Here is a 23455-nt window from a genome sequence, read left to right on the forward strand (position 1 = left end):
GGGCGCCACGGGGCCGGCGAGCGGGCGGGAGCCGGCATGCCGCTTCTAGCACGGATGCTCATGGCTCCGCTGACCGTGGAGGTCCGCCGGGGCGCGGTGGCGGAGCTGGGTGCGCTGCTCGCCGACAGCCGGGTGGCCACCTCGGGCCGGGTCGCGGTCGCCGTCGGCGCCGGGCAGGGCGCCCACATCTCCGACCTGATCGCGCCGACGCTGTGCGACGCCGAGGTCTTCCGGGTCCCCGACGGGTCGGTCGACTCCGCCGTCTCGCTCGGCGCCGACCTGCGCAAGGGCGCCTACGAGGCCGTGGTCGGCATCGGCGGCGGCAAGACGATCGACGTGACCAAGTACGCCGCGTCGCTGGCCGGCATCCCGATGGTCGCCGTCGCCACGAACCTCTCCCACGACGGCATCTGCTCGCCGGTCTCCTCGCTGGAGCACGAGGGCGGCAAGGGGTCGTTCGGCGTCCCGATGCCGCTGGCGATCCTCGTCGACCTCGACTTCGTCCACGGCGCCCCCCCGGCGCTCGTGCGGTCGGGCGTCGGCGACGTGATCAGCAACCTGTCCGCCATCGAAGACTGGCAGCTCGGCAACGTCGAACGCGGCGAGCCCATCGACGGCCTGGCCGTCGCCATGGCGCGCACCAGCGCCGAAGCCGTGCTCGGGCGCGGCGACTCCGTCGAGTCCGACGCCTTCCTCACCGTCCTGGCCGAGTCGCTGATCCTCTCCGGCATGTCGATGGTCGTGGCGGGGTCCTCGCGTCCCAGCAGTGGCGGAGATCATGAGATCCTGCATGCCGTGGATCAGCTCTATCCAGGCGTCTCCAACCACGGCGAGCTCGCCGGGGTCGGAGCGGCCTTCTGCTTCTTCCTGCGGGAGGACGAGCACCGGCTGTCGCAGGTCACCCACTGCCTGCGCCATCACGGCCTGCCGGTGACCCCCTCCGATGTCGGCCTGACGGCCGCGCAGTTCACCGACGCGGTGATGCTGGCGCCGTCGACCCGTCCCGGGCGATACACGATTCTTGAGCACCTGCGCCTGTCCGAGGCCGAGGTGCGCGACCGGGTGGAGGAATATGTCCGGGCCGTCGGTCATTGAGCTGCGCGCGGTCGCGCAGCCGCAGACCACCATGGAACGCAACTCGGGCGAGCACTGGGCCGGCGCGCTCTACATGCGGAAGCTGTCGATCTACGTGACGTGGGCGCTCGCCCGCACGCCGATCTCGCCCAACCAGGTCACCGGCCTCATGATCGTCTCGGGTGTGCTGGCCGGCGCCGTGCTGGCGCTGCCCGGCCTGTGGGCGGCGGTCGCCGCGGCCGTGCTCATCCAGGTCTACCTGCTGCTCGACTGCTCCGACGGCGAGCTGGCCAGGTGGACGCACCGCACCTCGATCACCGGCGTGTACCTCGACCGGGTGGGCCACTACTTCGCCGAGGCGGCCCTGCTGATCGGGCTGGGCTTCCGGGCCTCCGAGACGCTGCCCGACTGGTACACCGTGCTCGGGTTCGCCGCCGCCCTCGGCGCGATCCTGATCAAGTCCGAGACCGACCTGGTCGACGTCGCCAGAGCCCGCTCCGGCCTGGCCGCCACCACGGAGGCCGCGGCCGAGCACTTCCAGTCCCGCCGGCTCGGCGCGGCCCGCAAGATCGCGGCGGCGCTGCGCTTCCACCGGGTGTTCCAGGCGGTCGAGCTGTCGATCATCGCAGTGATCGCGGCGCTGTGGGACGCCATCGCGGGCGGTCTGACGGCCACCCAGGTGCTCACCGTGGCCTGCGTCGTGTTCGCCGGGCTGCAGACCGTCCTCCACCTCGTCAGCATCCTGGCGTCGCGGCGGCTGGCGTGACATGAGGCGGGGCCTCTCGCGCGAGACGAGAACGCATCCGGACGGCGGCCCGCCCGAGGCGGGTGGCCGTCCGGACGGCGGCCCGCCCGTGGTGGGCCCCCGTACGAGCGGCTGCCCGCCCGTGGTGGGCAGCCGTCCGAGCAGCGGCTCGTACGAGATGGAAAAGCGTCGGAACCGGCGGCGGCCCACCGGCGTCGTATCTCTGTCAAGAGCCGTCATCGGACTCACCGTCAGCGTTTGGCGGGGGTTCGCGGACAGTTCCGATACGCTTATTTCGCAGTACCCGGCGACACCCAAGACGACCCGCTCACACAGACTCGGTGAACATGACCCAATGCGTTCTCCATGCGTCGAGGCGATGACGCGTTGAAGATCTCGTGTGTCATTCTCACCATGGGCAACCGGATCGCCGAGCTTGACCGGGCGATCGAGTCCGCGCTGACGCAGACCGACGGCGACATCGAGGTCATCGTCGTGGGCAACGGCGCCGACGTGCCCGCGCTCGCGGTGCCGCCGCAGAACGGCTCGGCGACGGTGCGCACCGTGCGCATCCCGCACAACGTCGGCATCCCCGAGGGCCGCAACCACGGCGTCCGCGAATGCACGGGCGACGTCGTGCTGTTCCTCGACGACGACGGCTGGTACGCCGACGACAAGGTGGCGGTGCACGTCCGCGAGCGTTTCGCCGCCGAGCCCGACCTCGCGGTGATCTCCTTCCGGGTCATGGACCCCGAGGGCGGCGTCGGCCAGCGGCGCCACGTCCCCCGGCTCCGCGCCGGCGACCCCCAGCGTTCCTCGCCGGTGACCACCTTCCTCGGCGGTGCCTGCGCCATCAGGCGTTCGGCGTTCCTGCAGGTCGGCGGTCTTCCAGGCCGGTTCTTCTACGCGCACGAAGAGACCGACCTGGCCTGGCGCCTGCTCGGCGAGGGCTACCGCATCGAGTACGACGCCGATGCCGTCATGTACCACCCGCAGGTGCCGCCGACGCGCCATGCCGACTTCTACCGGCTCAACGCGCGCAACCGGGTCTGGCTGGCCCGCCGCAACCTGCCCTGGCCGCTCGCGGGGCTCTACCTGCTCGACTGGATGCTGCTGACCCTGCTGCGCGAGCGGTCCACGGTGGCGATCAAGTCGTGGTTCCGGGGCTTCAAGGAGGGCCTGCGCGAGCCGGCGGGCGAGCGCCGCCCCATGGCGTGGCGCACCGCCTGGCGCATGCTCCGCCTCGGCCGCCCGCCCATCGTCTGACCGACCCCCGGCCCGCCCACCCTCTGACTCGCGCGGGTGTACCCCGTACACCGACGGTTCCTCAGCGCGAAGCGTCGGCATTGGCCAAAGTCATATTTTGTGGATCTTCGACCGGCGTCACGGAGGGCCTTCACTGCTGAGCGAAATCAGCTGATTACTCTGCATGCTGTTGATCTTATGGGCCGCCCGCGGTATTCGCGCTTCTCGGGCGGACCCGGCACGAAGGGAACAGCATGAAATCACGTACACGAATCGCCGCCGGAGCTCTGGCCGCCGCGGCGATCCTGGCGCCGACCGCCGTCCAGGCCGCCGCCGCACCCTCGCCCTACGCGCAGGCCGCCGCCGCGGTCCGTGCGATCGGCACCCTCGCCTACGGCAAGAACATCGTCTCCGTCTCGCGGCCGTTCACGGGCCGGTACTGCGTACGCGTCGGCAATGACGTCGACCTGTCCACGGAGGTGGTGCTGGTCACCCCGTGGAACGACCTCAACAAGACCTACGGGGTCTGGACGGCGCCGCATCCCCTGTGCGGCAACCTGCTCCACACCATCATGGTGGCCTTCAACACCAGCGACACCAAGGTGGCCGCCAACACCCCGTTCTTCCTGGCCATTCCATAAGGAGCCGTTCCTCGGACCAGGCGGCGCCGACCGGCCGAGGCGGCGACCGTGACGGTCCGGACGCGGATGCGGGGCGTTCGTCGTAGCGGGTGGCCATGGCACGGAGATTCCTCCGGCCGGTCGATCGCCCGCACGACGACGTCACGGGCCCGGCGCCGGCCGGTGTCAGAGCGCCGGTTCCGCCGGGCGAACCGCGCGCACGTGGTACATCAAGGACGGCAGGCCGCCCTCCGACTCGACCCGGAAGCCGGCGTCGGGGATCAGCGTGCCGAGCAGCTCGGCGGGGCTGTGCAGCATGGCGGGGCCGGTGAACAGGCCGATCACGTGCCGGGCCAGATGTCCGGACGGCGGGCGGAACTCGACGATGAGCAGCCGCCCGCCCGGGCGCAGCACGCGGAACATCTCGCTCATCGCCGCCGCGCGGGCGCCGGCCGGGATGTGGTGGACGGCGAGGCTGGAGACCACCAGGTCGAACGAGGCGTCGGGGAACGGCAGGTCCTGCCCCTCGCCGACGACGTAGTCGCAGTTGCCCGGCGCTCGGCGACGCGCGTACTCGACCATGGCGGGGGAGGGGTCGAGGCCCGTCACGTGCCCGGTCGGGGTGACGACCGGCGCCAGCACGCGGCTCAGGTACCCGGTGCCGCAGCCGACGTCGAGGACGCGGTCGCCCGCCCTCGCCCTGCCCAGCGTCGCGGCGCGGGTGAAGGCGGCGCGCCGGCCGCCGAGGTAGGCGATCGTGACGAAGATCTCGTACACGCGCGGACGGTCGATGGTGCCGCCCCCGTCCGCATGCTCGGCATGGTCGTGGAACAGCTTTCCCAGGCCCATGATGTGTCCCTTCTTTCCATTTCCGAACGGGCTGTTCAGTAATGAATGGTGCGTTCACTATGGTGGAGGAGTCAACGAGCAGATCGGCCGAGATGTGCCGTACGGAACAGGAGCCGGAAAAGTGTCCGAGGACAGGCGGGTCCGGCGCACCCGGCGGGCCGTCCAGGAGGCGCTCGTGTCGCTGATCCTGGAGAAGGGCTACGACGCCGTCACCGTCACCGACATCATCGACCGCGCCGACGTCGGCCGATCGACGTTCTACGCGCACTTCACCGACAAGCAGGAGGTGCTGTTCAGCAACGTCGAGCAGCTCGGCTTCCTCCATCCTGCGCCGGCGGCCCGCTCAGGACGGCTCTTCGCGTTCAGCCTGCCCATGTTCGAACACGCCCAGGAGCGGCGCCGCCTCATGCGGGCCCTGCTGGGGCGGCGCGGCGGCGGCCCGATCGCGGCACGCGGCGAGCAACTGCTGAGCGCGATCGTCCGGGACGAACTCATCGCCGCCGGCGGCCGGCCGTCGCCCTCACTCGACCTGTTGGTCATCTGCGTCGTCGGCGCCTTCATGGCCCTGCTCCGCGCCTGGCTGGACGGCGACGTCACCGCGACCCCCGCCGACCTCGACGCCGCCTTCCGCGCCGCCACCCTCCCCGCCGTCCACGCCGCTCTGGGGCGCACCTGAAGGCGATAGCACGCCCCTAGGTGGGTGTTAAGCGGGGCATCTCGACCGTACGATTCTGGGTGACTCGCTCAGTGCTGGTTCTGCGTGCTGGTCGAACTGCCGGTGGCGGCCGCTACTTCTTACGAACGCGGCAGGCGAAGCACTTGTACGCCTGCTGCCCGGAAAGATTGTCGTAGAAGCGATCATCGAGCAATGTGTTGACCGCCTCGTAACGAGGGTCTCCATAATCGTCACCGACGCGCTGCGCCGGGCCGAACGTGTTGGGGATGTAGATGGTGTCCGGCCGGATACCGGAGTCGAGAAGCGCGGTGCCGGTGACCGCGCCGCGAGGGCTCTCGACGACGACCGCGTCGCCGTCGGCGATGCCGAGAGCACGGGCCGTCGCCGGATGGATCTGCACCAGACGGATCCCGTTGAGACGTTCGCCGGTGGGCGCCCAATGGGTGACGGAGGCGAAGTGCACCACACTGGGGCGCCCTGTCATGCCCATCAGAGGGTACTTCTTGTGGACCACGCCCGATCCCGGGATCGCGAGGCGCACGGGCCGCGTCAGCGCATGCGGGTTGATCGGATTGGTGATGTACCGATCCTCGTAGGTCAGCGTCGGATTCGCGCCGGTGACCTCAGGATGGGTGTAGAAGACCGGCAGGGCGCCATGTCCGCTCGGCGTGAGCCGCCGCTCCAGGTCCGGGGTCGTGATCTCGACCTTGCCGCTCGGTGTGAGGAAACGCTTGCCGCGATTGGCCGGGTCCAGCGCGTCCGCGGCCTTGTACCAGCTGGGATGATCGAGGTAGAGGGTGCTTACGCCAGGGTGGTCGGCACTCGGGCACGGCCAGCGCAGAGGTTCGGTGCGTGCGCGCAGGCGCTCGCGGGTCATGCCGCCCATCCCGGGAGTATTGGCGACGAAGGTGTCCCACAGTGTGGCGTAGTTCTTCCACTCGACGGGGAAAGCGCCGGTCCAGTACGAGGCGGGGCGGCGCCGGTCGTTGCGGCCGAGAGCCTGGGCCAGGTCGATCCAGATCTCGGTGTCGGAACGGGTCTCCCCGATCCGGGCGACGGCGGCGTCCTGCCAGCGGATGGCACGGTCGTCGCGTCGCATGTAGACGCCTTCGAACTCCAGGCCGCTGCAGACGGGCAGGATGATGTCGGCGTAGTATGCCGCCTCTTCCATGAACAGGCCCGTGTAGACGTAGAAGTCGAGCTTGGAATAGGCCTCTTTCACCTTGCTCGTGTTGGCCGAGCTGATCAGGGGGTTCCCCTCGGTCATGACGGCCTTCAGCCGGTAGGGCTTGCCCGTGAGGATCGATTCGGCGAACGCGTCAGGGCCGACGGGGAGAGCCGGGCCTCGCTCAGGAGGCGTGCTCTTCAGCGGCGGCAGGTTCAGTCCGCCGGGCCAGGTGTTGTGCATGAAGTTGCACCCGCCGCCGGCCACACCGATATTGCCGGTCACGGCCGCCAGCATGGCCAGCGTGCGGTAGGTGTCGAACGCGCCGAGCTGGTGGGAGATCCCGGCGTTGCAGAAGATGGCGGCCGGCCGCATGGTCGCGTAGTCGACGGCGAGCCGGCGGATCGTCTCCGCCGGAACACCGCTCACCTCGGCCGCCCATTCGGGGGTGTAACCCTCGGCTGTCAGGTGCTTGCGCAGTTCGTCGAAGCCGAGTACCCAGCGATCGACGAAGTCCTTGTCATAGCGGTCGGTCGTGACGATGTGGTGCAGCATGCCGAGAGCGAGCGCGAAGTCCGTATGCGGCTTGGGCGCCACCCACTGGTCGGCGAGGGCGGTGGTGGGAGTGCTCCGCGGGTCCACGACGACCAGGCGCGCCCCCGTCCGCTCCCGGCATCGCAGCAGATGAGCGAAGGTGACCGGATGGGTCTCCCCCTGGTTGGTCCCCAGGAAGAGGAAGAACTTCGCCGAGCCCAGATCCTCCTTCCCAGTCGCACCGTCAACGCCGTAGCCGTTCGTGAAGTTGCCCAGGCCGAAAGTGGTGGCGAGCGCGTTCCCTCCGGCGTCGTTGCACACCGGGCCCACGTCCGTGTCATTGGGGCTGCCCAGCAGAGCGAACACTCGGGTCGCCAGCGAGCCGGTCCCGCGGGGCAACCGTCCGTTGGTCCGGTTGGCTATCGCGCGGGCCTCTCCGGCATCGCGCAACGCCAGCCACCGACGAGCGATGACATCCAGCGCGTCGTCCCATGAGATGGGCTCGAACCGGCTGTCCGGGTCGCCCTTGCGCCCGGAGACACGGCGCAGCGGCCTCGTCAGACGCAGAGGACTGTAGGTGAGCTCCGTCATCAACGACGCTTTGACGCACAAGTTGCCGTCTTGCACCGGGTCCTTCCCCTCACCCCGGATCTCCAGGACCCGGCCCAGCTTGAGGAAGACCTGCAGCCGGCAGTTGCTGTTGCAGAACTGGCAGGAACTGTTCACGACGCGGTCGGGCGTCAGAGCGGCCGATCCCACCGTGAGATCCGGCATCGAGGACGCACCAGCACCCGCGCCGACCGGCGGTGACGCTGCGAAGGCGGCCTGGTCCGCCGGTGAGACGATCCCCGTGACGCCCCCTGTGGCTGTGCCGGCCCCGGCGAGCAGGGCACCGCGCAACACGCCGCGCCGGGTGACGCCTTTGTGGTCTGTGAGCGAGGTGCCGTCCTGGTCGACCATTCTTCGTCTCCTGTCTCAATCGGTGCTCGTGCGCGGTCGTCCGAGTGACGGTCTTCGCGCATGCCATCGGAACCGAGGTCGCAAGGCCAATGAGGGATCAGGGGTTGGATTCGTCGCCTGCGTCGTCACACTCGCGCCCACCGCGCCGCGTGACTCCGTGCCCTGAGGATTCAGGAGTCTTCCATGTGGTACCGCGACACTCTTGTGTTGATCGGCGCCGCGCGAAAGTGGTCCGGGCAGGCAGCATGCCGCCCGGCGTCTCGGCGCCACCGCCGAAGCGGTCCCGACGGCTGCATGCCGTGACAGCACCACGGCCTCATGCTCCGGTCGTGGGACCGGGAGACCCGGCTTTCGCCGAGAAGACTCCGACGGGACGGTCAGGGTCTCTGGAGCCTTGTGAACGCTCGCCGGTGCCGGCGTGACCGGGCTGCGACGTTCGTGAGGCCAGAGCCCCAGCGAGCGGGGGCAGGAGCTACACCCGAGCGCCCCTACTCGCCTGATTTCGCGGAGGCGTCGGTCTGCGCGAAAGCATCCCTATTTGATTAGAGGGGTTCACAGAGCACCCAGCCGCGCAGGACAGGCGCATACGTCAAAGCGCGCCGTCAAAGCGCGCCGACAAAGCCGCACGGCCGAGGCGGACGCCTCATCGGAGTCGGCGCTCAGATGGAACAATGTAAAGCCGCATCCGGCGCAGCCGGAGATACAACAAATTCATTGACTCAATGATGATTGACTGAAATACACTTGTCAATCATCAACCGGAGCGAACCTGCGATCCACTCCACGCGATTGGGTGCGGGAACGAGTCGCTTCCAGGAAGATGAAGTAGGCGTCACCGCATCCTATGGTGATCACCTCATCAGAGCCGTAGAGGACACAGGCCGGCGTCTGCAGCCTCGGAGAGCGCGGCGCCTCAAAAGATCTCGCGGGTCTGGATGCGCCCGCCTGATCGGCTGTACCTATCGGTATCAACCGGCAAGCGTGGCCGGTCTTGGACGCGTGCGGAGCATTGACGCGTTCCAAGGACGGAGGAACGCTGAGGTCACTTTCGGGCGCGCACACAAGGGGCTCTTACGCTGGCTCAGCTTGGATCCACCGAGCCGAATCTGAACCGATTGCTGTGAAATGAGAGGAGGTGCCCTCCGACCTGGGATGATGAAAGTTCTTGAGGCTTCCGTCAACCAAATCGAGAGGACACCTCTCACGTGCTAGTTTCTCACCGCCCCGGCCAGGACTCATGCGATCTTCGATGAGGAGCACCTGGTCGCGCCGCCACCCTCCCCGCCGTCCACGCCGCCCTCGGGGGTACCTGAACCCCTGAAGACCCTCAGCTTCGCGCGCTGAGCGTGCTCGGTTCTGGTTGCGCGTCGGTCGCACGGCTGAGGCCGACGGCCGAGGCCGCGACCAGCAGGACGAGCGTCCATCTCAGGTCGCGCGCCACATCCGGCAGGAATCTCATCGACGACAGGTGAAGCAGCGCCGCGGCGGCCACGGCGTACGGGATCAGCAGGAGCCGGCGGGTGACCTGGTCGCCGGCCGGCCGGCGGGCGACCAGCGAGACGAGCACGACCATCAGGGCGATGGCCACGAGCACTGGCGTGGCGGCGAGCAGCAGCCGGGCGGGCCCCAAGGGCAGGCTCAGCGGATTGCCGTGGGCGCCGCCATCGCTGCGTGGCCAGTTGTGGGTCGCGCCCGTGAACGACGCCGTGACCACCGCGGCCGCCGCCACCGCCATGACCGATCGCCGGCGTACGCGGCCGTCCGGATAGAGAGACATGGCGATCAGCGGTATCAGCAGCACCTGAGGTATCCACACCCAGTACGTCAGCCAGCCGTCGAAGCCGATCTCGTTGCCGATCTCCGGGAACGGCGGCCCGACCCGCTCCCAGAGCCAGAAGACCGGTTCGATGGAGCCGAGCAGCCCGCTGACGACGAAGACCAGCCCGATCCGCCGGGTCACGGCCCGTCCGGCCAGCCATCCGCCCGCGGCGAGAGAGACGACAGTGAGCACGGTCGCGCCCGCCGTGTCATCCGCCAGGCCCATGGCGATGGAGAGCGCGTAGCGGGCGACGGTCGCGGCGATCGCCACCCCGACGATGGTCCACAACGCGACCCGCATGACCCGCTCCTCCATTGCTCGTTGACCGCCACTGCCTTCGCCGTCCATGCCGCCATGCCCGGCCGCGTGGCCTGAGGTTTCGAACGCCGTCGCGGGCGTGCGCACCGACGGCCGAGACTAACCCAGCTCGTAATTCAGGATCCTTTTCCGGTAAGGGTGGACGAGCCGGTACAGCTTGCCGAGCATCTCGACCTCGTCCTCGTAGAAGTTCGTCTCCAGATCGCGGAACATGAACCGGGACGGCTGTGGCCTGCCATGCGCCATGAGAATGAGCGGCCTGTTCGCGCCGCGCGCTATGCCGGCCTCGATGAGCGCGTTCCGATTGTCCTCCGAGACGTCGGCGACCACGAAACGAGCATGGGATATCCGCTCGATGATGGCGCGCTGGGCCTGCTGTTCGTGGAGATACTGCCCCATGACGCAGTCCATTCCGGTGACCGCGCGGATCAGGCCGCAGACGTGCTCATTGGCGGGATTCGAGAGCGACCCCGCGTAGAACGCGTAGTCCGGTGTGCGCGGCGGCTCGTAATATTCGCGCACGGCGTCGACGGCCTGCGCCAGCACCGAGAAGTTCGCGAGCTCGTCCGTCCGGTACACCCGCCCGTCCATGGCGTCCTCCGTCAGGCCCTCCGGCACGACGACACCCGGATCCGCGACCAGCAGGTACGGCAGCCCCAGCGACTGGGCTATGCCCACCTCCTCCAGGATGTACGGGGAGGTCCGCCCGCGCGCGTCCCGCAACGGCATGATCGCGAGCAGCGCGCCGCAACTACGGATGATGGACCCGACCCGCGTCGCCCGGTCGGCCCGCTGCTGGTCGATCGAGTCGCCGACGAGCCGGTATCCCGACCCGGCGAAGGCCGAGCAGATCTCGTCCGCGGGGCCCGACTCGCTGCTCCGCCACGTCCGGCTGACGTACAGGTCGTTCGCGTCCTTCGGTGACACCGTGGTCGCGTCCGTGTGCAGCGCGCACAGCAGGCGATACGCGGTCTCGGCCGTCAGCCCGCTTTCCGGCATATTGATGTAGACGGTCGTCTCCAGCGGCTTCGGAATCTCCACGTCATCGATCTTGACGGCCAGAATGCGAAAGGCGGGATCGGCCGCACGCTGGCCTATCGCGGCCGCGCATTCCTCGCGCACCCATCCGGAACGCACGGAGGCGCGGGACACCACGATGATGATTCCCCTCGCCTGCCCCATCGCCTCGGGAAGGCTGTAACTGACGGACGACGCCACCGGCAGGCGGTCCTCGTCCCACCAGATCCTGACGTCCGCTACCTGCGCCAGCCAGGCGGCCAGCGCGACGACGAACTTCCGCTCTTCGTGCGCGTAGCTGATGAACAGCTGATATGGCCGATCTCGCAGCGGTACGAACATCCGTTATCACCAACGGCCCACGCGGAAGGGGAAAGACCCGGCTAAGACCTACCAGCCTACCGATCTCCCCCTCGATGCCGTGAGGAGAGCGCAGGTTTCCTCTGCCCCGGCGGCAGTGGTGAAAGCCCAGGTGAAAGCCGTCCGGGATTGAGGGGCTTCCGCGTCAGGAAAGACGGAACGTTCGTGATCGATGTGCGTCCTCGGACGGCGGTGGACCGGCGGTCCGCGCCGTCCTCACGGCGCACCGTCCGTGAGATGCGGTTTCAGCCCTGCCCGTAGAGCATCGGCACGTCCACCAGCACCACATCGGGGTTCTGCCGCGCCTCGGCGCGCAGAGCGTCGTCGAAGCCCGCGCCGCTGTAACAGGCGAGCACCGTGTTCGCCGTCTCATACCCCTTGGCCGCCAGCAGGTCGCGGGCCCGGCGCAGCCGGCCGAGGTGGCGAAGGTCCATGACCTTGTCCCATTTGGCCTCGCCCAATGACTTGATCTCACGCGGTTCGCCCGGATAGGGCACGCCGAGAACGGCGATGTCCACGTCGATCTGTGCCTTGTCGTGCGGATCGGCCACCGTTCCGGCCACTACCTCGCCGATGCCTCCCTCGCCGAAGTGGTGCCGCCCGTAGCGCAGGGCGTACTCCCGGCAGAGGTTCTCGAAGTGCGGGCCAATGACCTTCGACAGGAAGCGCTGACGTGAGCGCCCCCAGACCTCCTCGGCCAGACCGAGGCTGAGATCGGTCCATTCAGGACGCATGATCGCCTGATAGAAGGTGATCAGCGGCTCGGCGATGCGGTACCGCGTCCGTCCGGTCCTGAAGGCGTCCTTCTCCTTGACGAGAAGGCCGCAGTCCTCCAGGACGTTGAGCGGATGGGCGATGTCCGATGACTTGTGCCCGATGTGGCTGGCTATGCCCCCCCAGGTGTTGTTGCCCTCCGCGACCGCCGCCAGTACCGAGTGATACAGGGCGGTGTCACGAATGGCCGGCTCCTCGGCCAGCAGGTACCGCCCTTCGCGGAACAGGGAGGTCCGCCGGTTGAGCACGGTGCGCGCCACCCACGCGTCGAAGTCCTCCGGCGAAGCCGGCCGGTCGCCCGCCACGAACTCGTCCCGGTATGCCGGAGTGCCGCCGACGATCGCATGGAGCATCACGGCCAGCCGAGGATCCGACACCTCCCAGAAGTCGGCCGCCTCGCGGTACGGCAGTGACTGGACGAGGAGCTCCAGGCGCGCACGCCCGCGCAGCGGCGCCTGCCCGGCCAGGACCTTGCCCATGACCGACAGCGCCGAGCCGCAGATGAGCACACGCGCGTTGCTGCTCCCTCCGTGGGTGCGCCCGCGCAGGTCGATCTCCTGCTTGAGGAGGGACGGGATGGCGGGGTTGGCCTTCATCAGGTATGGGAACTCGTCGATGACCAGCGGCATCGGGCGTTCCCTCGGCAGGGAGAAGAAGAAGGTCAGCGCGTCGCGCCAGTCGGCGAACGGGTACCCCACCGGCGAGCCGGTGTGCCGGGCGAGCGCCATGCCGAACAGGCGCAGCAACTCGACGTCCGTTCCCTCGGTCGCCTCGAAGAAGAAGCCGCCCAGCGCTTCGGCGAGCGACCGCAGCAGGAACGTCTTCCCCTGACGCCGCCGGCCGCTGACCACGCCGAACGCCACCTCCGCCTGCGTTCCGGTGGCGAACTCGCGCAGCGCCTCCCACTCCCAGTCCCGCCCGAAGATGTGCCCCGGCTTTTCCACCAAGAGTCATCACCCCGATACTGAAGTACGATCCACTGAAGTGTACTTCAGCATCGGCTTGCGATCGGCGCGATCCGGAGCTTCGACAGGGTCGTCCGCACAGCCATCGCGGGGCATCGGCGCACCTCACCGCGATGGCTGCCGGCTCGTCAGGCGTCCGAGAGCGAGTGCGGACGAACACCCGTGACATCAGAAGGACCACCGTCAGCCGGTGGCGTCGAGGACCTCGCGCAGCTTGCGAGCGAAGGCCTCAGGCTGCCCTGCGTAGCCGTGCTCGCCGCCGAGGAAGCCGCCGTGGTGGCTCGGGAAGACCGTCGCCTCCTGCCCGAGGAGTTCGGCCGTCGCCACCGAGGTGCGTCCGGTGAAGGTGTCCCCGGTTTCCTCGCCCACCGCGATCACGACCCGGGTCGGCGCGGAGGTGAGCGCGTCGACGTCGGGCCGGTAGCTGCTGACCGCCCACGACCGGTCGGAGAGCAGCGGATCGTCACGGGAGCCGTCGTCCTCGGCCGGCATCCCGAACGCGGCGGGATCCGGCGCGGGCTGGGCGAAGTAGTCGTCGGTGTACTCGCCCTGCCACGAGGTCATCGCGATGAAGGCCGCCATGCCGGCACCCCGGCCTTTGTCCTCGTACGCATCCCGGACGCCGGCCCGGGCACGCTCGGCGGCCTGGGCATCGGAGATCACGGGAATGAGCGGCGGCTCGTGCGCCACCAGGGTGGTCACGTCATCGGGGTACGCCGCCACGAGGGCGAGCGCGGTCACCGCACCGCCGCTGCTCGCGAACATCTCGACCGGGCCCGCGCCGAGCGCCTCGATGAGGGCGTGCACGTCGCCGGCCTGGACTCCGGGCGCATGGTCGACCCGGCCGTCCTTGCGGGTGCTGCGGCCGAGGCCGCGCGGGTCGTAGGTGACCACGGTGCGGTCGGTGAAATGCGACGCCAGCGCGCCGAAGCCGCTGGCGTCCATGGGCTGGCCGATCATGACCAGCGGTGGCCGTCCATCGGCGGTCGGCAGCGGGCCGTGGACGTCGTAGGCGAGGTCGACCTCGGGAGTTTCGAGTATGTGCGTAGCCATAACGGTGTATACCCCTTGCGCGTCGAGAACTCATCGGACCCTACGCCCGCGCCATCCCGAAGTCCGGATGCAGGGCCGATGCCTTCTCACCCGCTGACAAGCGGGTGCTGGTGGGGGCCTCAGTTTGCGGTGGTGAGCCTGACGGCGATGGCAGGCCTATCAGGTGCCGATCGGTTCGGCCATTCGCTGCCCCGGGCGGAGTTGACCGCCACGCATGAGCTCGCCGAGGGTGGTCCGCCTGTCCTGGAGAAGGCGTCGGCTGACCTCGTCGATCTCACCGATCAAGGTGATCCCATCGGTCATGCTCACCACCCTGACGGAGTCCGGATCGACATCGTCCCGATCGAGGAGGTCGGCGCTCTGCGTGGTGATCACAACCTGTACCCGCTCGCTCGCCTCGGTCAGCGCGTCGAACAAGGCGCCGGCGGCGGCCGGATGCAGGGCGGCCGCCGGCTCCTCGATGTCCAGGTGATGGAAGAGCATGTCCCGGAGATCGTGATACGCGTTGCTGAAGTCCTCCTGGGTGGCGGCCAGCGGTAGGTAGAGACGGTCCCGCTCGATGCCTCCGCCGCCGAGGATCAGGCCGGCCCGCGTGTCGAATCGGATTTCCTTCGATCTGGAATCGTCCTGGTCATGGCGGATGACGCAGTGCTCCTCCTTGACCAGCAGCGGCCGGCGTCCGGTGGAGTCCCGGCCGATCGCGAATGCGTACTCGACCAGCGACGGCTTCCCGGCAGCCTGGATGACGAACTCCACATGAATGGTGAACTCATCCGCGGCATCGGGCGCCTGCCTGAGCACTTCGTTCAGGCCACCACGTTTGGCCACAGCATCGGCCGGCGTCGTGTTCAGGGCGTCCGCCACGAACCGGAGCGCGTCCACGAAGTTACTCTTCCCCGCCCCGTTGGGCCCCAGCAGGACCAGCAGTGAGCTGAAGGCGACCTCGCAACTGGCGATGCTCTTGTAGTTCGTCACCCGCACCCGCCGCAGAAACGGCACCGTCCGCCCCATCACACTCCCTGCGCCGTCGTGACGTCGATCTGTCCGGTCAACGTCGACGTGATCTCGAATACTGCGGTCGTCAGTGCCCGGCCAAGAGACAGTCGGCGACTGCCGCCGTCGTGTCTAGCGTGGGTGATGGCCGTTGCCGGTGACCGGGGGAGGCATGGCCGGGTCCATGGGCGTTCGCGGGCGGGGGATCAGCCTCTCGGGAGTACTGCGCGCCTCTCGCGATGGAGCCGGCCGGGTCTTCCAGCGGGCCCACACCGTCTTGCCCGGGCCGTCGGCCAGGGGGATGACGCCGTAGTCGCCGGCCAGCGCCGCCACGATCGGTAGCCCGCGCCCGTGGTCGGCGTCGAGTCCCAGGTCGAGCCGCCGAGGTGTCCCAGGGCCGTGATCGGTGACGCGGACGCTCAGCTCGCCGGACGTGGACCACAGGGAGAGGCGGATCGGGGGCGCACCGTGGGAAATGGCGTTCCCCAGCAATTCCCCGATCACCAGAACCACATCGTCGGCGAGATGGGCGAGATCCCACGCGATGAGCACCTCGTTCGCCATGTGCCGCGCCTTGCCGACCGCCGCCAACTCGTGCGGCAGGTCCCAGCTGACGGTACGAAGACCGTCCGGTGTTTCGATCATCGATGCTCCTTGGGGAGAGAGCGCGGTGAGTTTCGGTGTCCGGCCCGGGTTCATCGGCTGCCACCGAACCCTGGGCCGTGGATCGATGTCGCGGGAGGTAAGCGAGGTCACTTCGGCCTCACGCATGAGATCGCGCAGCTCGTCGGCCGATCGGGCTTCCACCATCAGCGGCACGGGAGCCGGCCAAGTGGCGACCGCATAGAACCGCCGACTACCCACCCCGTACCAGACGGCCCACGTCGGCTCCAGCTGATCGATGTGCTCAGCAGTGGCACGTTCAGCGGCGTCCCAGCCTTTGGGCACAACTCGCTGTTCGACGGTTCCGCGTCGGTGCTGCCCCTTCGCCCTGTCCGCCGCCATGTGGCCGTTCTTTGAAGTGAGCGCCACGGATTCACTCGGCCTTTCTGGATCAGTGCTGATCGGACATGTCGGTTATAGTGACGAGTTGATTACGCCCTGTCACTGGCCACACATCATGGCGCTTGCGATGCCAACTTTCAAGGCCGAAAGACAACTGACCGGATTCGGTCAATCACTCACAGTGCATAGAGGTGATGCGTAGGATCGGCCACTGATCGTGAAGGAGGCATCACATGGCCGGTAGTCCTACCGTCAAACGGCGACGTCTCAGCGCCGAGCTCATCCGGCTTCGTGAACAGGCCGGCTTGACCCATGATGAAGTCTGTAAGCATCTGGAGTGGTCGCGCGGACGCCTGACCCATATGGAGCAGAACAAGTGGACACGGCCGGACGTCGGTAACATCCGGCTCCTTCTCGACCTCTATGGCGTCACCGACCCCAAAGTTCGGGAAGCCGTGTTGAACCTGGCGCGGCAGTCCAGAGAGAAGGGCTGGTGGCAGAGCTACAAGGACATCTTCCAGGGCAGCCTGCCTGGTTTCGAGGCGGATGCCACGCAGTTGCGAACGTACGAGATAGCGTTCGTGCCCGGTTTGCTCCAGACGATGACGTACGCGACAGCGATCTTCCGGGCCGGCCAGGTGTTAGAAGAAGATCAAGCGGCCGTGACCCGTCGCGTTGAGGGCCGCATGGCGCGCCAGGGAATCCTGCGCCGAGAAGATCCACCCGAACTGTGGGCGGTCATCGACGAGGCGGCTCTGCTGAGGCTGGTCGGCGGTGTCGACGTCATGGCGGAACAGCTCAAGCACATCATCGAGATGGCGAAGCTCCCCAACATCACGATCCAGGTACTTCCCAACTCGGCCGGCGCCCACGTGGCGATGGCCTGCGGCTTCGTCATTCTGGACTTCGCGGGAGACCTCGATCCATCCATCGTCTATATGGAAACGCCTACAGATTCGCTGTTCCTGGAAAGACCAGAGGAGGTGCAGGCATATACGCTGATTCATAACCGCGTCCTCGCCGCGGCGCTCACAGCGGAAGAGTCGGTCACCTACATCGCATCGTTGATCGCTCGTCTACAACGAGAGTAGAGGCAAGATGGATCACCCGTCGCTGTCACCTACATGGCACAAGAGCTCCTACAGCGGCCAGCAGGAGAACTGTGTTGAGGTGGCGCATCTGGATCGGACACGAGCCGTAAGAGACAGTAAGCGACCGGTCGGGCCCGTCCTGTTGTTCTCCTCATCGGATTGGCAGGAGTTCATCGCCGGAGTCAAGCGTGGGGACTTCGTCTGACACCATGCGGTGAAGATCGCAGCGAGCGGTACCGGTCAACGGCGTGAGTACGGCGCCTGCGAACCCTATGATCCTGGCGCTGGAGAACCGTTCGGCCATACACATGGAGAAGTAGCCCCCAGCGCCAGTACGTCATTGTCGGCATGGTCCAGTGACAGGCTGAAATTATCAGGGCGAGAGTGACCGGATAGGACCGTGCCACTCTCTGAGACTCCCTCGACGGCATGACCCTGTCGCTCCCAGGACGTCTTCACCTGTTTCGCTACGTCAGTGAGCCGGTCTTTGGGTATCCCCTGCAAGTAGTAGGTGCGGCTGATCATCACATGTCCCCCCGAGCCGTCAGCCCCTTGATCATCACAATGATCTACGGCGAGACTGGGCCGGTACAGTTCGAGCCGGGGTTCTGGATCGATCGCCTTGGCCGTGTCACTGATGAGCTGTTCCACACGGGACAAAGCCTGCACCTGGGTCATGGTGGGACCGCCCGCAGCCGAGGTCGCCGTAGTCGCTGGTCCGTCCACGATCTCTCCTCTACTGCAGCCCGCGGTGAGGGCGATGATTCCAATGGCGACGATGCTCAGCCGTCTCATCTGGTCTCCTACTTTCCCGAAGGCGAGGGGGAGGGAAGCGGACGTGGCGATGGGTTCGCTGTCGGCTCCACGATCGGTGACGGCATGGTCTGCGCGGGTGTAGGAGGGACCGGCAGCGGAGTGGGTGAGGGCGTGGGCATCGGAAAGGAAATCAGCCTGTCGAATTGTCCGTTGACGAGGTAGGCGATATTTCTGAGAGAGGCTGACTGGTAGCCGGTCGATTGATCGATGTCCCAGTAACTCGAGTGCCCCTTGAAAGTGTACGAAGGGTCCTTGGTCCCCTCGGCATAAAATTGCTTCGCGCCGAACAGGGGGCTGCTTGGGTCGGTGCCGAAGGGGCCCGTTCCCGCCACGATTCCCTCTTTCGTGATACTGACGTGGCCTATGTCGCCCACCGGATCGTTCGGTGCTTCTCCCACCCAGACCTGGCCGACGTGTAGTTGCTTGGCCTGCAATGCTCCGACTCCGGGGCTGCCCACAAAGATGACCTGGTCGGCGAAGTTTCCTGGACGGAGGCGGGCGGCCATGCCGGTGACGAGTGATCCGTAGCTGTGCCCCAGGACGGTCAGTCTGACGTCGGAGCCGGGCTGATGCGTAGCGTGAAGTCCGTCAGTGAAGGCGGCCAACTGCGGCGCTCCTTTCGCTGCGGCCTTCGGTAGAGCCACTGAGTGGTCCGAATCCTTCACGGTCGCTTCCCATTGGGGAGCTTCGTAGCCGAGCCAGACCATGGAGGCGACGTTCTCGCCGACGGCCGTCAGACTGGCTTGTCTCCATAGCCTGTCCGCGCGCTTGGCATCGCCCAGGATGCCGCCGAGGGTCGTACCTGTCCCGGGAACGTAAGACACTATGTTGTCGGCCTTGTCGGGATCGCCGAACGAGATCGCCGTCTTGCCGAGGCCACCGAGCTCCAAGGCGATCAAGTAGGTAGGAGGACGTCCATCTTTCCCTCCTAGTTGCAAACTCGCTTTCACGGCTTTGATCTGGTCCAGTTTCAGTTGGAGCTGCTTGATCTCGTCGCCTGCGGTGCCGAGGGCCGTGAGGCGGGCGAGGTCGGCTTGGATCGCTTTCTCCTGGGTGGCGAGGGTGGCGCGGTTGGCCTCGTTGCGGACGGTGGTCGGGAGGCCGTTCAGGTTGCCGACGAGGTCGGGGGACGCGGTGATGAGCCGGTCCTGGGTGCTCTTGCCGAGTTGCCGCCACCATACGTTCACTCGGGCGGCCAGCGAGGGGTCTTCGGCGGTGTGCTGGAGGGTCAGCAGGGATTTGAGCGCGATCGTGTCGCCGGTGGTCGCGGCGGACAGGAGCTTGTCGGCGCCCTTCGGGTCGGGCGCGTGGGCGCCGAACAGGCCGAAAGCGGCCATCGCCCGAGTGGCCATGCCGGAGTCCTGTTCCTTCTGGAGCATGGCCAGGCGTGATCGCAGGTCGCGGGACTGCTCCTCGGCCCAGGTGCCGGTGCTCGTCACCTGATGGGCCGCCTGGGCGGGCAGGCAGAGGGGGACCAGTTCGGCGGCGAGCCGCCGGCCGGCGAGCGGGAGGTTCTGGCCTGCCTGCTTGAGGTCGGCGACCATGCGGGTCATCGCGTCGACGTTCATGCCGGCGAAGTCGCCGTGCCCGGCCGCGCTGAGGGCGCTCGCCGAGGTGGTGAAGGAGGGGTAGGACGCCTGGCCGCCCTCCTGGCGGATGCGGTCGACGATGCCGTGGGCCGCCGCCTCGAACGCGCGCTGTAAGGCGATGCGTTGTCCCGACAGGGCCTTGGCGAATCCCGGTGCGCCTCCGCCGACCCATGCGCTGGCCGACATGCAGCGGGCGCACGAGTCCAGCGCCGAGGTGTTCTCCTCGGCCAGCCGTACGACCCGCGATAAGACGCCTTGAAGTTCGGTAACCCCCGTCGCCACAGCGAGCCAGCATCACATGACCAGCCGACTTAAGACAAGATTTCCTGCTAAATCGACAGAGAAGGAAATGTCGGATTAGTGATTAGGGTTGTGTCATTTCCGGGCCCGAGGATCGTGGTGATCCGCTGGATGTAGTCGTTCTATCTGGCCGTCGTGCTCGCTGGTTCGTTCGTGGGTGCCGCAGTGGGGGAGAGGTGGCGCGTGGCGAGGAGGGTCAGCCAGAGCCAGCCGGTCGTGACGGCGAGGCGCTGGAAGAGGCCGCCGAACTTCACGAGGCCGGGCGATTGGTCGAAGCCCCTGCTGGAGAGGTAGAACGCGACTGCGAAGACGGCGAAGGTGATCACCGAGTAGGCGGCCCAGCCGCGTGACCGCTGTGCGGCGAACCGGACGGCGAAGACGAGGAAGGCCGCCGCCAGGGCGATGAAGCCGGGGATGGACACGAGGTCGTGGACGGCTCCGTGGGTGGTGACGTACTCGGTGAGACGGTCGGGAGTGCCCGGCGGGTAGCCGCTGACCGGGTCGGTGACGAAGATCCCGGCGAGGATCAACTGGACCGCCCAGACACCGATCAGGATTGGACCCCAGGTGGCTCCTCGCCTCAATCCGGTGCGGGATGCGGGGAGAGGTTCCGGTGCGCGCGCGGAGGGACGTTCGAGGACGAGGGTGCCGCCGGCCGGGACGGGCTCGTCGCGCGTGCTCCGCGTGCCGGCTTCGAGCGCGTCCGGAGTGGGCGGGCCGGGACGGAGGAGCTTGCGGAGGGCGACGGCGAAGCCCAGGGTCAGCAGCCCGGCCACGATGAAGTTGAGGTCCTGTGTCCAGCCGGACGGGCCGAGCGCGAGGGAGCTGACGGGATGACGCAGGGGGTCGTAGTCGGCCCTGGTGGCTCCTTCGATCAGGAATGCCGCAGTGAAGAGCGGCCCGGCGACCGTTCCGCCCCATAACAGACCTCGGGTGACGGGGCTCTTCATCGCGACCGCCTCGACCCCGGGTGCGCGCGGGTTTTCATGGTTCGTCTCCGTCCGACATCCGTCGAGAGCTCGCCAGGCGGAGCTCGTCTCGGCTGTCAACTTATATTGACGAACCTCGTCCGTCAACCTTTATTGACAGCATCGGGCGCGCGAGCAGTACGGGGCGTACGAGTGAGGCGGGCGTGTGAGTCGCGTCGGCCGCGCGTATGACGCGGCTGCGATCAGAGGTGGGACGGAGGCGGGTGGCGGAGGGAGGTCACCACTTCCAGTTGCCGAGGCGGCGCTGGGGCCGGACGGTGAGGCTGCCGAGGCGCTGTTTGCCACGGACCACGAAGTGGAGGCCGTCTCCCGCGATCGGCGAGGTGGTCAACTTCCGCACGTGGGAGTTGCCCGCCACCATTTCCACGTTGTCGATGTCCACCGTGGCGCCGCGCGGCAGCACCAGCGTGGTCGAGCCCGCGACCACATCGAGGTAGATCTCCACGACCGGATGGGAGATGAGGGCGTCGGTGAAGTCGAGCTTCACCGAGCCGGCCTTGGCCGTCACCAGGAGCTGCCGGGGCACGACCCATCGGCCGCGCCGTTTCAGGCCGGCCGCCGTGGTGCGCAACTCGCCCCGTTCCTGCACCGGGATCGAGATCGCCGCTCCGGGAAGGTCGGCGACGTACTGCTCGACCTCGCCGAACGTGCGTGCCGCGAGGACCCCGCTCAGGCGTTGCTCGAACTCTTCCTGGCTCAGCCGTCCTTCGCCTGCCGCCGCCTGCAGTCTCTCGGCGACCCGCTCGCGGTCGGCGTCGGACATGCGCCACTCAGGGGACCGGGGCGCTAACTCTCCGCTCACGCTCCAACTCTAGACAATCTTGCCTGCAATTCGGGGGTATCGGTCAGATCGGTCATCGAGATGAGAGGCGATGTCGCCGAACCCATGCGGGGAGGTTTGGGCGAGGAAGCCGTTCGGCGTCCGTGCCTCTTGAGGGGGCGGTCGCCCGGCCTGCCGTCGTCCAGGTTGGGCGCGTGGCATGCCGGCCGGTTGACGGCGCTGGCTAAGCCTGTTAGCTTTTTGGCTATCCAAGTTAGCTTGCTGGTCGCGGAGGGCATCATGACGGAATTCCTGGAGATCGAGGGCGGGCGGCTCGCGTACGAGGTGTCGGGGGAGGGGCCGCTGATCGTGCTGGCGCACGGCATGGGCGACGGGCGGGAGGCGTACCGCTCGCTCGCGCCGCGCCTGGTGGCCGCCGGCTACCGGGTCGTCAAGGCCGACCTGCGCGGCCACGGAGAGTCGACCACCGGATGGCCCTCCTACACCCGCACCGACGTCGCCGGCGATCTGCTCGCGCTGATCCGCCACCTGGGCGGGCCGGCGGTCGTGGCCGGGCACTCCTTCGCCGGCGGCGCGGCCACCATCGCCGCCGCACTGGAGCCCGAGCTGGTCAGCGCGGTCGTCGAGATCGGCCCGTTCACCCGGGCGCAGAAGATCAGCCTGGGCGGCCTGCTGGGCAACGCTCGGTACCGCAAGGGCCTTCTGCTGCTGCTCGGCACCGGGATACTGCGCAGTGTGGGTCTGTGGCGGCGCTACCTCGACCACGCCTACCCCGGCGCCCGCCCTGCCGACTACGACTCGTACATGTCCGGTCTGGCGACCGCGCTGCGCCGGCCGGGGCGGATGGCGGTGCTGAGCAAGATGGGCATGTCCGCGCCGACCGACGCGGGCGCCCAGCTCCCCAACCTGCGGGTGCCCGCCCTGGTCGTCATGGGGACGCTCGACCCCGACTGGATGGACCCCCGGGCCGAGGCGGACGGCATCGTCGCCGGGATGCCGGCCGGACGCGGCGCCGTCGTGATGATCGAGGGCGCCGGCCACTACCCGCACGCGCAGTTCCCCGCCGAGGTCGCCGAGGCCATGCTGCGCTTCCTGAAGGACGACGCCCGTGGCTAGGGCAGGGCTGTCGCCGGACGCGGTCGTCGACATCGCGCTGCGCATCATCGACGAGGAGGGCACGGCCGCCGTCACCCTGTCGGCGGTGGCCGCACGCGCGGGCGTCGCCACGCCGTCCCTGTACAAGCACGTGCGCAACCTCGCCGAGCTCAACGACCTGGTGACCGTCCGCGTCATGGACGAGTTGGCCGACCGGCTGCGCGAGGCCCTGCTCGGCCGGTCCGGAGACCAGGCGCTGCGCGCCTTGATGGACGCCTACCGCGCCTACGTCGTGGCCAACCCCGGCCGGTACGCCGCGATGATCCAGACGGCGCCGCCCGAGGGAAGCGCGCGCGCCAAGGCGGGCGAGACACTGGTCGAGATCCTGCTCGCCGCGCTGCGCGGGTACGGGCTGGAGGGGGCGGACGCCATCCACGCGGTGAGGTGCCTGCGCGCGGCCGCCCACGGCTTCGCCGTCCTTGAGTCGGCAGACGGGTTCGGCCTCCCCGTCGGCCTGGACGACACCTACGACCTCCTCATCCACATGATCACCGCCGGCCTGCCAAAGCCGCCCCCGAGCCAGGGGAGCACCTCCTGATGCGCGACGCTCTGGCTCGATGAC

20 protein-coding genes are annotated in these 23455 nt (G+C 68.0%); 9 read left to right on the forward strand and 11 right to left on the reverse strand.

Annotated elements, in window-relative coordinates:
- Positions 1-54 precede the first annotated feature (54 nt).
- The 4 genes from ACFO60_RS12225 (at position 55) to ACFO60_RS12240 (ending at position 3705) form a co-directional block, all read left to right on the forward strand.
- Positions 55-1095 carry an iron-containing alcohol dehydrogenase family protein gene (locus ACFO60_RS12225; RefSeq protein ID WP_380840309.1) on the forward strand — a complete coding sequence of 347 codons (1041 nt, stop codon included), beginning with the start codon at positions 55-57 and terminating at the stop codon, positions 1093-1095.
- On the forward strand, positions 1073-1840 hold the full coding sequence (locus tag ACFO60_RS12230; protein ID WP_380840162.1) for a CDP-alcohol phosphatidyltransferase family protein: 768 nt from the start codon (positions 1073-1075) through the stop codon (positions 1838-1840). The genes ACFO60_RS12225 and ACFO60_RS12230 overlap by 23 nt, the downstream gene beginning before the upstream one ends.
- 345 nt (positions 1841-2185) lie before the next feature.
- Positions 2186-3085 carry a glycosyltransferase family 2 protein gene (locus tag ACFO60_RS12235; protein ID WP_380840163.1) on the forward strand — a complete coding sequence of 300 codons (900 nt, stop codon included), beginning with the start codon at positions 2186-2188 and terminating at the stop codon, positions 3083-3085.
- Positions 3086-3318: 233 nt separating this feature from the next.
- Positions 3319-3705: a hypothetical protein gene (locus ACFO60_RS12240; protein ID WP_380840164.1), complete on the forward strand. Its 387-nt coding sequence runs from the start codon at positions 3319-3321 to the stop codon at positions 3703-3705.
- Between the two features lie 165 nt (positions 3706-3870).
- On the opposite strand, the gene ACFO60_RS12245 is transcribed toward ACFO60_RS12240, so the two are convergent.
- Positions 3871-4533 (reverse strand): class I SAM-dependent methyltransferase, encoded by a 663-nt coding sequence (locus tag ACFO60_RS12245; RefSeq protein WP_380840165.1) that lies wholly within the window; start codon positions 4531-4533, stop codon positions 3871-3873.
- A 121-nt stretch (positions 4534-4654) separates the two neighbouring features.
- Between ACFO60_RS12245 and ACFO60_RS12250 the strand changes: the two genes are divergently transcribed.
- A complete protein-coding gene (locus ACFO60_RS12250) occupies positions 4655-5209 on the forward strand; it encodes a TetR/AcrR family transcriptional regulator (protein WP_380840166.1) in 555 nt (184 codons plus the stop codon).
- Positions 5210-5321: 112 nt separating this feature from the next.
- On the opposite strand, the gene ACFO60_RS12255 is transcribed toward ACFO60_RS12250, so the two are convergent.
- The 7 genes from ACFO60_RS12255 to ACFO60_RS12285 all read right to left on the reverse strand — a co-directional run bounded on the left by ACFO60_RS12255 (position 5322) and on the right by ACFO60_RS12285 (position 16199).
- Positions 5322-7868, reverse strand: coding sequence for a molybdopterin-containing oxidoreductase family protein (locus tag ACFO60_RS12255; RefSeq protein WP_380840167.1), 2547 nt, complete (start codon positions 7866-7868; stop codon positions 5322-5324).
- 1327 nt (positions 7869-9195) lie between these two features.
- Entirely contained in the window at positions 9196-9987 is a 792-nt protein-coding gene (locus tag ACFO60_RS12260; protein WP_380840168.1) for a hypothetical protein, read from the reverse strand.
- A 117-nt stretch (positions 9988-10104) separates the two neighbouring features.
- Positions 10105-11364, reverse strand: coding sequence for a toll/interleukin-1 receptor domain-containing protein (locus ACFO60_RS12265; protein ID WP_380840169.1), 1260 nt, complete (start codon positions 11362-11364; stop codon positions 10105-10107).
- Between the two features lie 263 nt (positions 11365-11627).
- On the reverse strand, positions 11628-13100 hold the full coding sequence (locus ACFO60_RS12270) for an AAA family ATPase (RefSeq protein WP_380840170.1): 1473 nt from the start codon (positions 13098-13100) through the stop codon (positions 11628-11630).
- Between the two features lie 204 nt (positions 13101-13304).
- Positions 13305-14174 carry an alpha/beta fold hydrolase gene (locus tag ACFO60_RS12275; RefSeq protein WP_380840171.1) on the reverse strand — a complete coding sequence of 290 codons (870 nt, stop codon included), beginning with the start codon at positions 14172-14174 and terminating at the stop codon, positions 13305-13307.
- Positions 14175-14333: 159 nt separating this feature from the next.
- Positions 14334-15185: an AAA family ATPase gene (locus ACFO60_RS12280; protein ID WP_380840172.1), complete on the reverse strand. Its 852-nt coding sequence runs from the start codon at positions 15183-15185 to the stop codon at positions 14334-14336.
- A gap of 114 nt (positions 15186-15299) precedes the next feature.
- The gene (locus ACFO60_RS12285; protein ID WP_380840173.1) at positions 15300-16199 is read right to left on the reverse strand and encodes an ATP-binding protein; all 900 of its coding nucleotides are present in this window, start codon (positions 16197-16199) and stop codon (positions 15300-15302) included.
- 206 nt (positions 16200-16405) lie between these two features.
- On the opposite strand from ACFO60_RS12285, the gene ACFO60_RS12290 reads away from it, so the two are divergent.
- Both ACFO60_RS12290 and ACFO60_RS12295 read left to right on the forward strand, forming a co-directional pair.
- The gene (locus tag ACFO60_RS12290) at positions 16406-17263 is read left to right on the forward strand and encodes a helix-turn-helix domain-containing protein (RefSeq protein ID WP_380840174.1); all 858 of its coding nucleotides are present in this window, start codon (positions 16406-16408) and stop codon (positions 17261-17263) included.
- 7 nt (positions 17264-17270) lie between these two features.
- Positions 17271-17468, forward strand: a complete 198-nt coding sequence (locus ACFO60_RS12295; RefSeq protein WP_380840175.1) for a DUF397 domain-containing protein — start codon at positions 17271-17273, stop codon at positions 17466-17468.
- A gap of 598 nt (positions 17469-18066) precedes the next feature.
- Here ACFO60_RS12295 and ACFO60_RS12300 read toward each other — a convergent pair.
- The 3 genes from ACFO60_RS12300 to ACFO60_RS12310 all read right to left on the reverse strand — a co-directional run bounded on the left by ACFO60_RS12300 (position 18067) and on the right by ACFO60_RS12310 (position 21759).
- A complete protein-coding gene (locus ACFO60_RS12300; protein ID WP_380840177.1) occupies positions 18067-19950 on the reverse strand; it encodes an alpha/beta hydrolase in 1884 nt (627 codons plus the stop codon).
- Positions 19951-20090: 140 nt separating this feature from the next.
- Positions 20091-20918, reverse strand: a complete 828-nt coding sequence (locus ACFO60_RS12305) for a DUF998 domain-containing protein (RefSeq protein ID WP_380840178.1) — start codon at positions 20916-20918, stop codon at positions 20091-20093.
- A gap of 256 nt (positions 20919-21174) precedes the next feature.
- A complete protein-coding gene (locus ACFO60_RS12310; RefSeq protein WP_380840179.1) occupies positions 21175-21759 on the reverse strand; it encodes a DUF1707 SHOCT-like domain-containing protein in 585 nt (194 codons plus the stop codon).
- A 258-nt stretch (positions 21760-22017) separates the two neighbouring features.
- Between ACFO60_RS12310 and ACFO60_RS12315 the strand changes: the two genes are divergently transcribed.
- Entirely contained in the window at positions 22018-22854 is an 837-nt protein-coding gene (locus tag ACFO60_RS12315) for an alpha/beta fold hydrolase (protein WP_380840181.1), read from the forward strand.
- Positions 22847-23431: a TetR/AcrR family transcriptional regulator gene (locus ACFO60_RS12320; protein WP_380840182.1), complete on the forward strand. Its 585-nt coding sequence runs from the start codon at positions 22847-22849 to the stop codon at positions 23429-23431. Before ACFO60_RS12315 ends, ACFO60_RS12320 begins: the two co-directional genes overlap by 8 nt.
- Positions 23432-23455: the final 24 nt, after the last annotated feature.

The organism is Sphaerisporangium dianthi, from assembly GCF_042654065.1.
Lineage (GTDB): Bacteria > Actinomycetota > Actinomycetes > Streptosporangiales > Streptosporangiaceae > Sphaerisporangium > Sphaerisporangium dianthi.